This window comes from Roseateles sp. PN1, from assembly GCF_038419725.1.
Lineage (GTDB): Bacteria > Pseudomonadota > Gammaproteobacteria > Burkholderiales > Burkholderiaceae_C > Paucibacter_A.
Window position 1 is genome coordinate 32978 of the sequence record NZ_JBCARA010000019.1, and the last position, 13350, is coordinate 46327.

At 64.6% G+C, this 13350-nt stretch carries 11 protein-coding genes; 7 read left to right on the forward strand and 4 right to left on the reverse strand.

Translation table 11 applies throughout. The features are described from left to right. Positions 1-41 precede the first annotated feature (41 nt). Positions 42-401: a hypothetical protein gene (locus AABB87_RS21795; protein WP_341973413.1), complete on the reverse strand. Its 360-nt coding sequence runs from the start codon at positions 399-401 to the stop codon at positions 42-44. A gap of 116 nt (positions 402-517) precedes the next feature. Between AABB87_RS21795 and AABB87_RS21800 the strand changes: the two genes are divergently transcribed. The 3 genes from AABB87_RS21800 (at position 518) to AABB87_RS21810 (ending at position 3091) form a co-directional block, all read left to right on the forward strand. After that, the gene (locus AABB87_RS21800; protein ID WP_341973414.1) at positions 518-664 is read left to right on the forward strand and encodes a hypothetical protein; all 147 of its coding nucleotides are present in this window, start codon (positions 518-520) and stop codon (positions 662-664) included. A gap of 595 nt (positions 665-1259) precedes the next feature. After that, entirely contained in the window at positions 1260-1829 is a 570-nt protein-coding gene (phaP, locus tag AABB87_RS21805) for a TIGR01841 family phasin (protein WP_269465248.1), read from the forward strand. A 293-nt stretch (positions 1830-2122) separates the two neighbouring features. Beyond that, entirely contained in the window at positions 2123-3091 is a 969-nt protein-coding gene (locus tag AABB87_RS21810; protein ID WP_341973415.1) for a DUF3667 domain-containing protein, read from the forward strand. A 28-nt stretch (positions 3092-3119) separates the two neighbouring features. Here AABB87_RS21810 and AABB87_RS21815 read toward each other — a convergent pair whose 3' ends face one another. Beyond that, positions 3120-3773, reverse strand: coding sequence for an LON peptidase substrate-binding domain-containing protein (locus AABB87_RS21815; RefSeq protein WP_341973416.1), 654 nt, complete (start codon positions 3771-3773; stop codon positions 3120-3122). Between the two features lie 61 nt (positions 3774-3834). Next, positions 3835-4803, reverse strand: coding sequence for a patatin-like phospholipase family protein (locus AABB87_RS21820; protein ID WP_341973417.1), 969 nt, complete (start codon positions 4801-4803; stop codon positions 3835-3837). Between the two features lie 347 nt (positions 4804-5150). Between AABB87_RS21820 and AABB87_RS21825 the strand changes: the two genes are divergently transcribed. The 3 genes from AABB87_RS21825 to AABB87_RS21835 are packed head-to-tail and all read left to right on the forward strand — an operon-like array spanning position 5151 to position 9500. Beyond that, a complete protein-coding gene (locus AABB87_RS21825) occupies positions 5151-6197 on the forward strand; it encodes a PEP-CTERM sorting domain-containing protein (protein ID WP_341973418.1) in 1047 nt (348 codons plus the stop codon). 26 nt (positions 6198-6223) lie between these two features. Further along, a complete protein-coding gene (locus AABB87_RS21830; protein ID WP_341973419.1) occupies positions 6224-7750 on the forward strand; it encodes an esterase/lipase family protein in 1527 nt (508 codons plus the stop codon). Between the two features lie 13 nt (positions 7751-7763). Further along, on the forward strand, positions 7764-9500 hold the full coding sequence (locus AABB87_RS21835) for a dockerin type I repeat-containing protein (RefSeq protein WP_341973420.1): 1737 nt from the start codon (positions 7764-7766) through the stop codon (positions 9498-9500). A gap of 99 nt (positions 9501-9599) precedes the next feature. Here AABB87_RS21835 and AABB87_RS21840 read toward each other — a convergent pair whose 3' ends face one another. Further along, on the reverse strand, positions 9600-10754 hold the full coding sequence (locus AABB87_RS21840) for a hypothetical protein (protein WP_341973421.1): 1155 nt from the start codon (positions 10752-10754) through the stop codon (positions 9600-9602). A gap of 161 nt (positions 10755-10915) precedes the next feature. Here AABB87_RS21840 and AABB87_RS21845 point away from each other — a divergent pair, with 161 nt between their 5' ends. Then, positions 10916-13333, forward strand: a complete 2418-nt coding sequence (locus tag AABB87_RS21845) for a penicillin acylase family protein (protein WP_341973422.1) — start codon at positions 10916-10918, stop codon at positions 13331-13333. The last annotated feature ends 17 nt before the right edge of the window (positions 13334-13350 follow it).

Consider the following 13350-nt stretch of genomic DNA (forward strand, 5'->3'; position numbering starts at 1 on the left):
CGATGGCACTTCTCCCGAGTAATGAGCAATGCCCAAGCGAACTACACAAACCCCTGCGCCTTGTAGCTGGCCAATCCCGTTTGCGTGAGGGCGGCCAACTGTTCGAAAAGCGGCTTGTCGACTTCCTTGAAGTTGAAGCATGACTTCCCTTGCATGCGAGCCTTGAGCTCTGGCGAGATAGCGTCCAGAAGATCAGGCTTCAGGTACACAGGCATCAAGTGGAAGCTGACGAATGACTTCTTAAGCTGAACCGCACCGAAGAATAGTGGCTTCTTGTTCGCCTGGATGTGTTTGGTGTCGAGGTACAGCTCGGACTCATCGTCCTTCTTTGCATCGAGTGTCTTGGCGTACGGCGCCAAGATCGACTTGAGTTCGTGGAAGACAGGATTCAGGTCTGACATGGCGATACTCCCGCGTGACGAAGGATGCGCTTGCGTGTGAGGGGATCTCGTGCACGATTTCAGCGACCCAAATGTGCAAAATGAGAGAACTGACCCCTTCTCCCTAGGAGGTGCAAATGGCTGCCACCTTGGTCCTCATCCTCGCGCTCATCATTGCCAGCATCGCATATGCGAGGGGCTATCGCTCGGCCCATGAGGCCAAAACTTCCAATGCTGGCTGGTTTGGGCTTGGCATGCTGGGGCTGCTTTTTGCGGGGCTCTGAGCTTCAGGCGGAGCTGGTAACGAACCCGCTGCTTACGGTTTTGGCATTGCCCTCGTCTTGGCACTTCCGATCATGCTGCTGGTGGGCGTGGCTTCAGCAGTTGGCAGAGCAATGAGCAAGCGCAGGCGCAAAGACAAAGGCCAAACACAATGACGGGCAGCCACAGCCCTTCCATTTCAAGTCGCACCTAACGGGGCAGTCAAGCAAGTTTGGACTCTGCGAGGCCGCTATTGGCGCCCTGCTCCCTTTCTATGCTGCGGCGCCATGGACCCACTCCGTATCAGTCGACACGCTGTCAGGTCGACTCGGAACTGAAGAAGAGGGCACGAGACAAGCACAATGCGCCCCCGCTGTCGCTAGACAAAGTCATGAGCACGTCACGCCCTGCGCGCATGCTGGCTTGGCAAGAACTTGCAGGGCAACAACCGCCCGGCTTGGCCTTATTACATTTTTTTGCTGCATTGCAACAAAAAAGTGCTTGCAAAAGAAATGCCCCTCCCTATACTTCGGTTTGTTGCAGTGCAACATTTCACTGTCGAAGTTTGACTTTGCAGATAAACACGGGGGTAGCCCCCAATTCAAGGAGTGCTCCATCATGCTGACCGCAGAACAAATCATCGCCGCCCACAAAGCCAATATCGAAACCCTGTTCGGCCTGACGAACAAGGCGTTTGAAGGCGTCGAGAAGCTCGTCGAACTGAACCTGCAAGTGGCCAAGACGGCCCTGGGTGAAGTGGCTGAGTCCACTCACGCTGCCCTGTCGGTGAAGGACGCTCAAGAGCTGCTGGCCCTGCAATCCTCGTTGCTGCAACCCAGCGCCGAGAAGGCCGCTTCCTACAGCCGTCACCTGTACGACATCGCTTCCAGCACCAATGCCGAAGTGGCCAAGGTTGCTGAAGCCCAGTTGGCCGACATCCAAGCCAAGTTCTCGGCCGTGGTTGAGAGCGCTGCCAAGAACGCCCCTGCCGGCACCGAGAACGCTGTTGCCCTGGTGAAGTCGGCTGTTGCCGCCGCCAACAACGCTTTCGAGTCCGTGCAAAAGGCCGCCAAGCAAGCTGCTGACGTCGCCGAAGCCAACTTCGAAGCCGCCACCAACTCGGCCGTCAAGGCCAGCCAGACTGCCACTCAGACCGCCACCCGCGCCACCAAGCGCGCCGCAGCCTGATCAGTCAGCGAACGAATCAGCAAGCCGCCGCTCGGGCCTTGATGGCCTCGGTGCAGCGGCCTTGCAGCCGGTAGATCAGTCAGTTAGCCGGCCAAGTTTGTCTCCTCGGTGCATGCCTGCACCGATTCAGCCCAGCGCTTGCGCTGGGTTTTTTTATGGCCGAACGCTTTTCAAGCCAGCGCGGCAAGACCTGACCCCAAGCCTGGCCAGACACGCATGTGGCGGGACGGCTAGCCCATAAGATGCGGGCACTGTTTTTTAGCCCTCACGGCCTCACCTTCTTGCGCATCCCCATGTCCGACCCGACCTCGCTCGCCCCCGCCCCAGCACCGCTGGCGCAACGCCCGCCCCGGCCCTGGTCGCGCTGGCTGGCCGTGTCGCCCGCGCAGGACGACAAATGCCCCAACTGCGCCAGCCCTTTTCCTGACCCCAAGCCCAAGTACTGCGGCGAATGCGGCCAAGAAACCCTGCTGCGCGCGCCCAAGCTGGGCGAGTTCTTGCAGCAATTCGGTGGCAGCTATCTGGCGATGGAAGGGGCTTTGTGGCGCACCCTGGCCAAGCTGATGGTGCCGGGGCAGCTGACGCTGGAGTACTTCGCCGGGCGGCGCCGCCGCTATGTGCTGCCGCTGCGCATCTACCTGACCATCAGCCTGCTGGCCTTGATTTTGCTGCGGATTGTGACCGCCACCCAGATGGAGACCGCTTCGGCCGACTTCATCAAGATCGACACGGCCGACAAGAAGGATGTGCAGATCATTGGCATGGGCGGCTTCGAGGCCGGCATCAAAGATGGTGTCTTCTTTTGCAAGAAGCTGCCCACCTCGACGTGCGAGCGGCTCAAGCGTCGCTTCAATTTCGACCCCGCCACCATGGCCACCGAGCTGCAAGAAGGGCAGGCGCGCTTCTTCAGCCATCTGGGTACCGCCATGTTCTTGCTGCTGCCCAGTTACGCGCTTTGGCTCAAGCTGGTTTATCTGGACAAACGGCGTCGCTACACCGAGCACCTGATCTACGCCTTGCACTTACACGCCTTCTGGTTCGCCATGATTGCCCTGGTGATGGCGGGCAAGCTGATGGGTCTGTCGGGCGCGCCCGCGTGGGCCGGGCTGGCCTCGATGCTCTACCCACTGGTCGCGATGAGCCGGGTCTACCGCTCGCGCTGGTGGAGCACCGGCCTGCGCGCCTTCGCCGTGCTGCTGCTCTACTCGATCACCATCAGCATGGCCCTGGCCGGCTTGATGGTGTGGACGCTGCTGAGTTGAGGCACAAAGTGGGCGCTGGCGCGCCCACTCATCGGCCCTGCGGCGGCAGGCCCAAACGGTCCAATTGATCGGCCACCAACTCGAGCCGCAGCAGCGGGTTGTCCAGCTGCATCAGGCGCTGCCGCTCTGCGTCGGCCAGTGGCAGCATCTCGCTCCAGCGGTTGGACAACCAGCCGCTGTCCTTCCACTGGTAGGGCGGCTGAAAGGGCAGATCTACCGCTGCCGCGCCCTGCTCCAGGTTGTGCAGCAAGGTTTGCAGCAAGACGGCGGCCGGCGCCAGATCGGCGGGCACGGCCACCGCCACATCGTCGGGCAGCAGTTCAATCTCACCCATCCACAAACCATGCGGCAGGCATTCACTGCGAAGCAGACGAAAGCGCTGACCACCATGGCAGCGGATCTGCAGCAGGCCGGGGCCTTGCGACTCTAGCCAGTCGATATGCGCCAAGGTGCCGATGTCGTGAAAGCGCTCCCGCACAAAGCCCGCGCCATCGGCCGAGGCCTCATCGCGGCGGCGCAGCTCGCCGCCCTCGATCAGGCTGACCACGCCAAAGGCCTGGTCGGCCTTGTGCTGGCGCGCGATCATGTCCAGATAGCGTGGCTCAAAAATTCGCAGCGGCAGATAGCCGCCGGGGAAGAGCACCGACTGCAAGGGGAAGAGCGGAATCGTTGCGGTGCTCATGATTCGGTGCCTCGCGGGATGAGCCAGGCGGAATCAACCGGCTGGGGGAGAAGGGAATCAACTAACGCGTCTTGGCCTCAATGCGCGCCCGCAACTGCGGCAGCATCAGGATAGCTGCTTCGCGACCCGCCTGGATGGAGCGGCGACGTGCCGTGAAGTCGGCACTGCCCACACCGTCGAGCTTGGGCCGAATCACCACATCGGCCTCACTGAGCTCAAAGTTATTGATGCTGCGGCCCATGATGGAGAAGGTCTGCATCAGCATGCGCATCGCATCACCCGGCGGGTTCTTGTCCGGCGGCGAGGAAATGTCCACCGCTAACACCAGCTCGGCCCCCATCTGCTTGGCAAAGCGCACCGGCACGGGTGCCACCAGGCCGCCGTCCACATACTCGCGGTTACCAATCTTGACCGGCTGGAACACCGCCGGCACCGAGCTTGAGGCCCGCACCGCCACGCCGGTATCACCACGCCGGAACAGCGCGCCCGAGCCGTCCGACAAATCGGTGGCGACGATGCCCAGCGGCAGCTTCATCTGCTCAATCAGCTTGCCGCCAGTCTTCTCGCGCACATAGCGCGCCAGCGCCTCGCCACGGATCAAGCCACGGGTCGGAAAGGCCCAATCGGTGATGGCCCCTTCGTCCATGCCATCGGCCAGCGTGGCCAGCTCACGGCCGTTCATGCCATAGGCATACAAGGCGGCCACCAAGCTGCCGGCCGAGGTGCCTGCCACCAGGTCAACCTTGATGCCCTGCTCTTCCAAGACCTGAATCACGCCGATGTGCGCAAAGCCGCGTGCCGCGCCACCACCCAGCGCCAAGCCCAGCTTGGGTAAGACCGGCGGCAGCTTAGGCGCAGCCACAGGGCTGGCGGCAACCGGGCTGGGTGCCGGGGCCACCTCGGGCGCTTTGGTCAGGGAAGTGCTGGAGCAGCCGGCCAGAGCCAGGGCCGCCAACAACAAGCCACGGCGGCTGAATGGGGTGATTGCGGGGCGAAGTAAATCGGAGGCAGGGTCAGAGAAAGAATGCATGCCGCGATTCTAGGGACCTTGCGCCGCTCCCCCCTAGATGTGAAATTGCGCGCCGCAGCAGCACTCCATAGACTCAGCGCCATTCAAGGCAAGGCTTGTGCAAGTCAAGCTTCTGCGGACGGGCGAAGAGCCGGGCAACAAAGCCCGGTCTTGACGGGCCCAGTCTTCCCCAGGCACCAGCGAAGTGCCGTGCGAGCACGCATGCCTCGCCATCACGAGGTTTTAGCCGGAAAAACTGTTTTGCTTGACGAACCGCGGTAGGCCGCGGTTGAAGCTGCTGCATGGCTGCTTGGCCGCCAGGTGCCGCACCCGAATTCAGTCATCACACCGTTCAGTCAGGAGTTCTCATGAAGCTAGGTTTCCCTCTCTCCATCCAGAGCCAGCTCCGCACCGGCATGCTGCGTGGGCTGCTGGCGCTTGCCTTGGCCAGCGCAGGCTGGATCGGCACGGCACAAGCCACGCCGCTCATCAGCGTCAGCGCCTCGAAGTCCAGCGTGAATGTGGGTGAGGTCTTCACCATCTATTTCGATATCAGCGGCTTCAGCCCAGCGGCCGGCAGCTCGCTCAGTACATTCGACATCAATATCTTGAACAACGCCGCCCTGGCGGGCCTGGGCACCGTCAGCTTCATCGACCCGGCCAGCGCCATCAACCAGCTCGACCTTGACGAGCCGGGGTCGATCGGCTTTTTCGGTGATGCCACCCAGGGCGCCGGCATGGTCGATGCCTTTGGCCTGTCGGGCAATAGCACGGCCTTGTTGGACGCCGACCAAGCCGACAGCTTCCGCTTCCTGAGCCTGAGCTTCACCGCCTTGGCGGCCAGCAGCGGCGCTGAGTTCGCCATTGATTTGAGCGACCCTGGCATGCTGTTCTTGGACAGCAGCGGCCGGCTGATGGAAGTGGACTACCAGTCGGCCCGCGCGGTGGTGGCCATCACCGAGGGTGGCGGCGGGCAAGTGCCCGAGCCCGCCAGCTTGGCACTGGTGGCCTTGGCCCTGGCCGGCGTGGGCCTGAGCCGCCGCAAGGGCAAGCAGGCCGACAGCGCAGGCAAGACCCGACCCTCAGGGCGGGCCATCCGGATGCTCGGCCTGGCCAGCGCCGCCTTCGCGGTAGGCCAGGTCTCGGCGCAGACCAGCAATCCACCACCGCTTGCAATCGCGGCATCGGCACCGGCCGCCACGGCGGTGGCCAAAGGCACGCCGATCGAGGTCGTGGTGCTGCAAATCGCCGGCTCGCGCGCCAAGGTGAGGGCGGTGGAAGACGGGCGTGAGTACTGGATCACCACAGCCCAGCCGCTGCCGGCCGACAAGCTCGGCGGCCGCCTGCAGGGCCAGGCCCATGCGCGCGGCGACGCCATCTTTGTCGCTGCCCCAGTGTTCCTCAGCAAACCCTGAGCCCCTTCGACTCAAAGGACGCCATCATGATGAAGACCTTTGTGCAGGCAGGCGCCAGCCTGACCCTGCTAGCTGGCAGCGCCTGCGCGCTGGCGCAGACCACCTCGCCCTTTACCCCGCCCGAACAGGACATGGGCAAATACGTCATCAATTCCGGCGCGGGCCTGGACAGCGGCTGCACTTTCCGCGGCAGTGGCCCGCTCGTCGTGCGCTTCAAGGTGCCCGCCCCTGTCAACGAGACCCAGCTCGACGGTCAGGGCAAGCTCAAAGACCCGGGCAAGCTGGTCGCCGACAAGGTGGTGGGCGCGCGCGCCAAGATTTCCTTTCCGGTCTATGACATTGACGACAAGGCCGTCACCGATGGCACTTACGCCCCCGAGATCGATAACCTTTCCTGGAACGGCACCTTCATCAAAACCCTGTCCGGCTTCAACAACCAGTGGGTGAATGATTCCTTCGAGGTCGACATTGGCGAGGTCAAGTTCGCCAGCCCGAGCAACCCGGGCGTGGTGAACGAATTTCGGGTCGACATCGACACCGGCAATGTTGGCAATGGCGAGTACTGGTGCATGTCCATCGACTGGGTCGGCATTGAATTCGACGCCGCCTACCCCTTCGCCCTGATTCACGGCATCGCCGCCAAAGACGACACCTGGGACGCCGCCGAGGCACCCGGCGTGCTCGACACCATGGACAAGAGCGGTGCGCTCTACAAGCGTTTTTTCACCGGCAACCGCAATGGTGCGGTGATGACGAATGCAGCGGACTTGAAGGGCCAGATTGCAGGCTATCTGGATCAGGTCAAGGCCAAGAAGGTCAACCTGATCGTCCACAGCAAGGGTGGCCTGGACTCACAAGCCATGGCTGTGCTGAGCCCGCCAGAATTTGAAGTGCTGTCGCTGGGCACCTTGTCCACCCCGCACCGCGGTTCGGTGGTGGCTGACCTGACCTTGCTGCAGCGCGCGCTGGCCAGCATCTACGAAGGCAATGGCCAAGACCCCAACGGCTATGCCCGCCGCTTTGTGGACAGCACCACCGCCGGCATCGCCAGCGGCTTTGGCGCCGGGCCCCAGCCTCCGGGGCTTAACGACTTGACCACGCAATCGGCCAATCAGGCGATCTCAGCGGGCTTGCGCGGCAATGTGGGCAATACCTTCACCATCGGTGCGGACGCCGGCCCCAACTGCAGCCGCGAGCCCAGCAATGGCGAGATCGACCCGATGAACCCTATCTCCGGGGTGCCCATCTTCGGCAACTACACCTATAACGCGCTGCGCCTGGCCTATATGACCATCTGCAACTTCAGCTCGGCCGTGCAGCTGAGCTTCGAGGTGCTGCCCAGCTTTGACCCCTCGGTCCCACCCATCACGGTGTTGACCTACCAGACGGTGCTGAACGCCAGCGCCAGCCCCAACGATGTGGTGGTGGCCCTGCCCAGCGCCAACCCGGGCTGGGGCACGCCACTGGGCAACCAGAACAGCATCAACCACTCGACGGTCAAGAACGGCGGCAATGTGCGCAAGATTCTTGATGAAACCATCAAACTGCGCTGAGCCAGGAGCCATCATGAGCTTGATTCGTCGCCACCCCTTTCATTCATTGCGCTCGCTACGCCTCTCCACCCTTTGCCTGGCCCAAGCCCTGGCACTGGGCCTGAGCCTGCTGGCCCCCGCTGCCCAAGCGCAGAACACCGGCCTGGTCAACGCCATGGCCACCAACACCCAAGCCGGGCCCATCGCGGCCGGCGCCACCGAGCTGCGCTTGCCGATTGCGGTCTCGGCTTTCAACAGCCTGAAGCTGCAGCTGATCCTGCCAGTGAGCGGGGCACAAATCAGCCTGATCGACCCGCAAGGCATGGTCGTGATCCCGGCCAATGACCCGCGCATCAGCTTTCTGGACGGCGCCAGCCTGACGCCGCCGCTGCCGGGCGGTCTTTTCATCACGCCCGAGATCGCCAACCCGGTGGACGGCAATTGGACCTTGCTGGCCACTTTCCCGCCCGCGCCCGTGCCCACGGTTGCACTGCTGAACCTCTACGCGCAGTCGCCCTTCCAGGTCGGCATGGTGCTGAGCGGGCAAAGCTACCGGGTCGGCCAACCGGTGCCGCTGGGCGTGCTGGCCTTGAACCAGGGCCTCCCCATCCTGGGCCTGGCACCTAGCCTCACGCTCAAGAAGGACGGCAATCCGATTGCCAACGTCAGTGCAGTGGACAGCGGCCAGGCCGCTGACTTCGACGGCCTGGCCAGCGACGGTATCTACAGCCGCGGCTACACCTTCAACCAGACCGGCCGCTACCAGGTCGACGCCCAGGTGGACATTCCCACCGCCGGCGGCGGCAATGTGCGGCGCACGGCCACCGGCTTTGTGGACATCGTGCCGGCCAACTTCACATTCGGCGCGGTCAGCAGCTCGGTCACGCGCGGGGCCAACAACTGCATCAGCAAACTCAATATCACGCTGACCGGCACGGTCGCCCTGCCCGGCACCTACAGCACGGCGGCTACCTTGCTTGGCCCCAACGGCAGCGCCAGCGGCAGCCTGCTCAAGCGCGCCAACACCACGCTGGCGGCGGCCGGTGCTTTGTCGTCCACCGTGTCATTCAGCTCGACCGAGATCCGCCAGCACTTCAGCGAAGGCGGCAGCTTTGTCGTCGAGCCGCTGGATCTGCTGGCCTTCGCGGGCGCTTCGCCGCAGCTGGAAATGCGCCGCAACAATGCGCTGAGCTTCAGCGGCATGCCGCTGGAACAGTTCTGTGCCGCCGCCATCGAGGTGGCCAATGGCGCCACCGTCAGCCCGGTGCTGCGCGGCGGCCATATCGGCCAGCTGGACTTCAGCCTGCCACTGCGCGTGATCAGTGCCGGCAACTACCAAATCTCCTTCAAGGTGATTGATGCGCAAGGCGCCGAGGTGGGCCAATTCGGCCTCAGCCGCGCACTGACTGCCAACAGCAATACCGCCATCACCGCCACGGTGCTGGCCGACAAGCTGCAACGCAGTGACGGGCCTTACCGCATCGAATCGGTGCTGGTGGTGGGCGGAGGCAGCACGGCACAAGCTTCGCGGGTGCCGGTGGCCGCCAGCGCCATCTCGCGCTGGCAGTACTTCCCCACCATCACCGGCGACCTCAACGGCGATGGCAGTGTGAACGCCGCCGACCGCGACCTCTTGATGCAGTACCGCGGCCAAAGCCCGCTGATCCCCGGCGACCGCCGCGACCTCAACGGAGACGGCAAGATCGATCTGCAAGATGCCCGGCTTTTGATCCAGCGCGCTTGTACGGCGCCCAACTGCCCGCGCAACTGAGGTCGAAGAGGCGTGGAGTGAACGCAGCGCCCGCAGGTCTGGCGGGCGAGTGAGTGAGTGAGTGAGTGAGTGAGTCAGTGAAAGCAAGTGAAAGCGAACTCAGGGCCTACATACAGCCATGTATACGGCCCTGAGTTCATTGGCCTGCTCGGCGCTCAGCGCCACGTCTTGCAACTCGGCCACCAGCCCCGCTTCGCTGGGCCCAAAGCGGATCAGGCCGACCCGGGCCAGCACCGTCAGCGGCCCGCCAAGCGCGGCCAGCTTGTCTGCGCTCACCCGCACCGAGATGCGACCCGCCCCCGCCGCCAGCAAGCTGGAGCCGCTGACCATGCGCGATCCCGCCGGCCCGACCAGGCTGATATTGCAGGCATAGTTGCCGGCAGTGGCCACATTCACCGCAAAGTCAAACAGCACGGCGCGGACGCAAGCCCCGGCAGCGCCCGCTTGCTGCTCAAGCCGCAGCCCACTCAAGGCCAGCGCGGCCTTGGGCGCGGTGGCATGCAGCAGCAGTTCGGCCTGCAGGGGCTTGGCCGTGGCCCGGAATTGGTGCTGGGCTGTGAGCCGGTACTCCCCCGCGGCGGGCAGGATGAAGCGGGCGATCAGGGCACCGGGCTCATCACTGATCAAGATGCCGGTCGCGGTACGCGCGCCGGCCTCGGCTTTGGGGCTGGCGACGAGTTCACCCCGGCTATCGCGCAGACTCAGCTGCGGCGCCGTCGCCGCCCAATTGGTGAGCGGCACGCCGTAATCCTGGCCACGCAACACCAGCTGCAAGGGCTCACCGGCGGCAATCATTGAGCCTGAACTGCCGGCGCTCAACAAACTCAGGCTCAGCTCGAAGCGCGGCAAGACGCGGTAGCTCAGCAAGACCTGACCCTTGGCGCCTGCTCTTGCTTCAAGCTGCAAGCGCCAGCGCCCCGGCGCCGCATCGCGCACCGCCGGCAAAACGATGGCATCGCCCAGCTCGGGCCGCCCCGCATCGGCCTGCGGCGTCAACCCCAGCTCGGCAGGCGTCTTGCGCCAGACCAGCGAACCCAGAGGATCCAAAAGGCTGATGGCCGCGAGTTTGGCCGTGCTGCGCAGGGATGAAAACACAAGGCGATTCTCCGGCTCACCCTGGACCTCAATACTCAGGTTCAGCGGCCCGCCGCCAGCCGGCAGCGCCGCTGTGAGCTGTTGCGCCTTGATGGCTGCCGTGCTGCTATTGACCAGCTGCTGCTGCGCGGGCGCCTGGGCTTGTGCAAATGCATCCATACGGGGCCAGAGAGTCATGGCCAAGCCGCCCGCCCAAGGGCCGAACTGCCGGCGCGATACATGCTTGGCGAAGAACATGGGGCGGATGGTCGCATACCTGGCTCCGACATGGGGCAAGACCGGGGGGCCGAGTGCCCCGCAGCCACCTAGACTGCCTCACCATGACGAACACGCCCTCCCCCAAAAAATCCGGCCTGCGCCTGCTGCGCCGCAGCCTCGCTGCCCTGCTGCTGATCCTGCTCCTGCTGATCGCCCTGGCCTGGACGCTGCTGCGCGCCAGCCTGCCCCAGCTCAATGGCAAGATCACGCTGCCGGGCCTGCAAGCGCCCCTGAGCATAGGGCGTGACGCCTTGGGCACGGCCGTCTTGCAAGGCGAGCACCGGCTCGATCTGGCGCGCGGCCTGGGCTTTGTGCATGCGCAAGAACGCTTTTTTGAGATGGACCTGACGCGCCGCTCGGCCGCGGGTGAGCTGTCCGCCCTGTTTGGCGCCAAAGCCCTGGAGCGCGACAAGCAGCGCCGCATGCACCGCATGCGCGTGCGCCTGAGCGAACGCTTTCAGCAACTCAGCGCCGCGGACCAAGCCCTACTGACAGCCTACGCCAGCGGCGTCAACGCCGGCCTAGCCGCGCAGACACTGCGGCCCTGGCAGTACCTTTTGCTGCAGGCTCAACCGCAGGCCTGGACCGAAGTGGACTCGCTGCTGGTGGTGGCGGAAATGTTCTGGATGCTGCAAGGCAGTGGCATCGATGCCGGCTTTGAGCGCGCCCGCCTGCGCGAACTCAGCGGCGATGCTTTGTTCGACTGGCTCAACCCGCGCGGCGGCCACTGGGACGCCGCGCTTGACGGCAGCAAGCTGCCTCCGCACGGCGCCATGCCCACGGCCGAAGCCTTTGACCTGCGCAAGCAAGCGGCGGCAGCGCCCAAGCAGGCCTTGAGCTTCAAGCCAGAAAGCGGGTCAGGGTTTGAGCTTGGGATGGGGGTCAGCATGGCCAGCGGCGGCGAAGCCCCCGTCATCGGCAGCAATAACTGGGCCGTGTCCGGCCAGCGCAGCGCCCACGGTGGCGCCTTGCTGGCAGACGATATGCATCTGGGCTTGTCCGTGCCCAGCATCTGGTACCGGGCGCAGCTGCAGCTGGGCCAGGGTGGCGCAAGCCAACGCGGCGCTGGGCTGACGCTGCCGGGCATGCCCAGCTTGGTGGTGGGCAGCAATGGGCGGCTGGCTTGGGGATTCACCAATGCCTACGGCCAATGGTTTGACTGGATCAAACTGCCGGCCAATCTGCCCCCCGAGCAGATTCAGCGTTACCAAGAAACCATCGCCATCAAGGGCGAAGCCGCGCAAACGCTGGAAGTGCGCGAGTTCAAGGGCGCGCCCATCGTGCGCGAAGACAAAGCCAGCGGCCAAGCCTATGCCCTGCGCTGGATCGCTCAGCGCGGCGAGGCCTTCAATCTGGAACTGGACGGCATGCTGCAGGCCGGTTCGGTCGAAGAAGGCCTGCGCATCGCCCAAACCAGCGGCCTGCCGCATCAAAACATCTTGCTGGCTGACAGCCGTGGAGCCATCGCCTGGACCATTGCCGGCCGGCTGTGGCGCCAGGCCGGCGTGGCGCAGAGCTACGCCCGCTTTCAAGCACCCGACAGCGCAGCGCCTGACTGGATGCCCCGTGCGGACTACCCCGTCGTCAAGAACCCCAGCCAGGGCCAGCTGTGGACCGCCAACAACCGCCAGATCGGCGGCGAAAGCCTGGGCGACGGCGGCTTTGACCTGGGCGCGCGCGCCCGCCAGATTCGTGACCGTCTGAGCGAGCGCGCCCAGCACGACGAGCAAAGCCTGGCGGCGATCCAACTCGACAACGAAGCCCGCTTCATGCAGAGCTGGGCCCAGCGCCTGGGCAAGGTGCTTACGCGCAGCCAGCGCCATGACGAGGTGGCCGCCATGCTGCAAGCCTGGAATGGCCGCGCCGATGCCGACCAAGTGGCCTACCGCCTGGTGCGTGCGGTGCGCCTGAAAACGCTGGACCGCCTGTGGGCCGCCTGGACCCTGCCCTTCCTGGGTGAACAACAGCTCGACGAGAAGCGCCGCACGCCCTGGCGCGCCCAGTTCGAATACAGCGCCAGCGCGGCGCTGGACCAGGCCCCCGCCCATCTGCTGCCGCCCGCCTACGCCAGCTGGGACGCCCTGCTGCTGAGCCAGTTAGACCTTGCCATCAACGAACTCACCCTGGGCGCCACCCAGCCGCTGGGCCAAGCAACATGGGGCCGACACAACGCCAGCAAGATCCAGCATGTACTGTCCAAGGCCATCCCCGCGCTGTCGATGTTCTTGGACATGCCCAGCCAGCCGCAAGGCGGCGACAGCAATCTCCCCCATGTGGCCCAGCCGGCCTTCGGCCAGTCGCAGCGTCTGGTGGTGGCGCCGGGCCGCGAGGCGCAGGGCTTGTTAAGCATGCCGGGCGGGCAAAGCGGCCATCCGCTCTCGCCCTACTACGGCGCCGGCCACGCCGCCTGGGCGGCAGGTGAGGCCACGCCTTTGCTGGCGGGCAAGCTGACGCAGTGGCTGGAGGCCAGGCCGCAGTAAGCGCTAGTTACCTGTTG

Bases quoted from the DNA above. Each gene is read 5' to 3' on its own strand.
- AABB87_RS21795 (WP_341973413.1), bottom strand. From the start codon at position 401: ATGTCAGACCTGAATCCTGTCTTCCACGAACTCAAGTCGATCTTGGCG.
- AABB87_RS21800 (WP_341973414.1), top strand. From the start codon at position 518: ATGGCTGCCACCTTGGTCCTCATCCTCGCGCTCATCATTGCCAGCATC.
- phaP (WP_269465248.1), top strand. From the start codon at position 1,260: ATGCTGACCGCAGAACAAATCATCGCCGCCCACAAAGCCAATATCGAA.
- AABB87_RS21810 (WP_341973415.1), top strand. From the start codon at position 2,123: ATGTCCGACCCGACCTCGCTCGCCCCCGCCCCAGCACCGCTGGCGCAA.
- AABB87_RS21815 (WP_341973416.1), bottom strand. From the start codon at position 3,773: ATGAGCACCGCAACGATTCCGCTCTTCCCCTTGCAGTCGGTGCTCTTC.
- AABB87_RS21820 (WP_341973417.1), bottom strand. From the start codon at position 4,803: ATGCATTCTTTCTCTGACCCTGCCTCCGATTTACTTCGCCCCGCAATC.
- AABB87_RS21825 (WP_341973418.1), top strand. From the start codon at position 5,151: ATGAAGCTAGGTTTCCCTCTCTCCATCCAGAGCCAGCTCCGCACCGGC.
- AABB87_RS21830 (WP_341973419.1), top strand. From the start codon at position 6,224: ATGATGAAGACCTTTGTGCAGGCAGGCGCCAGCCTGACCCTGCTAGCT.
- AABB87_RS21835 (WP_341973420.1), top strand. From the start codon at position 7,764: ATGAGCTTGATTCGTCGCCACCCCTTTCATTCATTGCGCTCGCTACGC.
- AABB87_RS21840 (WP_341973421.1), bottom strand. From the start codon at position 10,754: ATGGATGCATTTGCACAAGCCCAGGCGCCCGCGCAGCAGCAGCTGGTC.
- AABB87_RS21845 (WP_341973422.1), top strand. From the start codon at position 10,916: ATGACGAACACGCCCTCCCCCAAAAAATCCGGCCTGCGCCTGCTGCGC.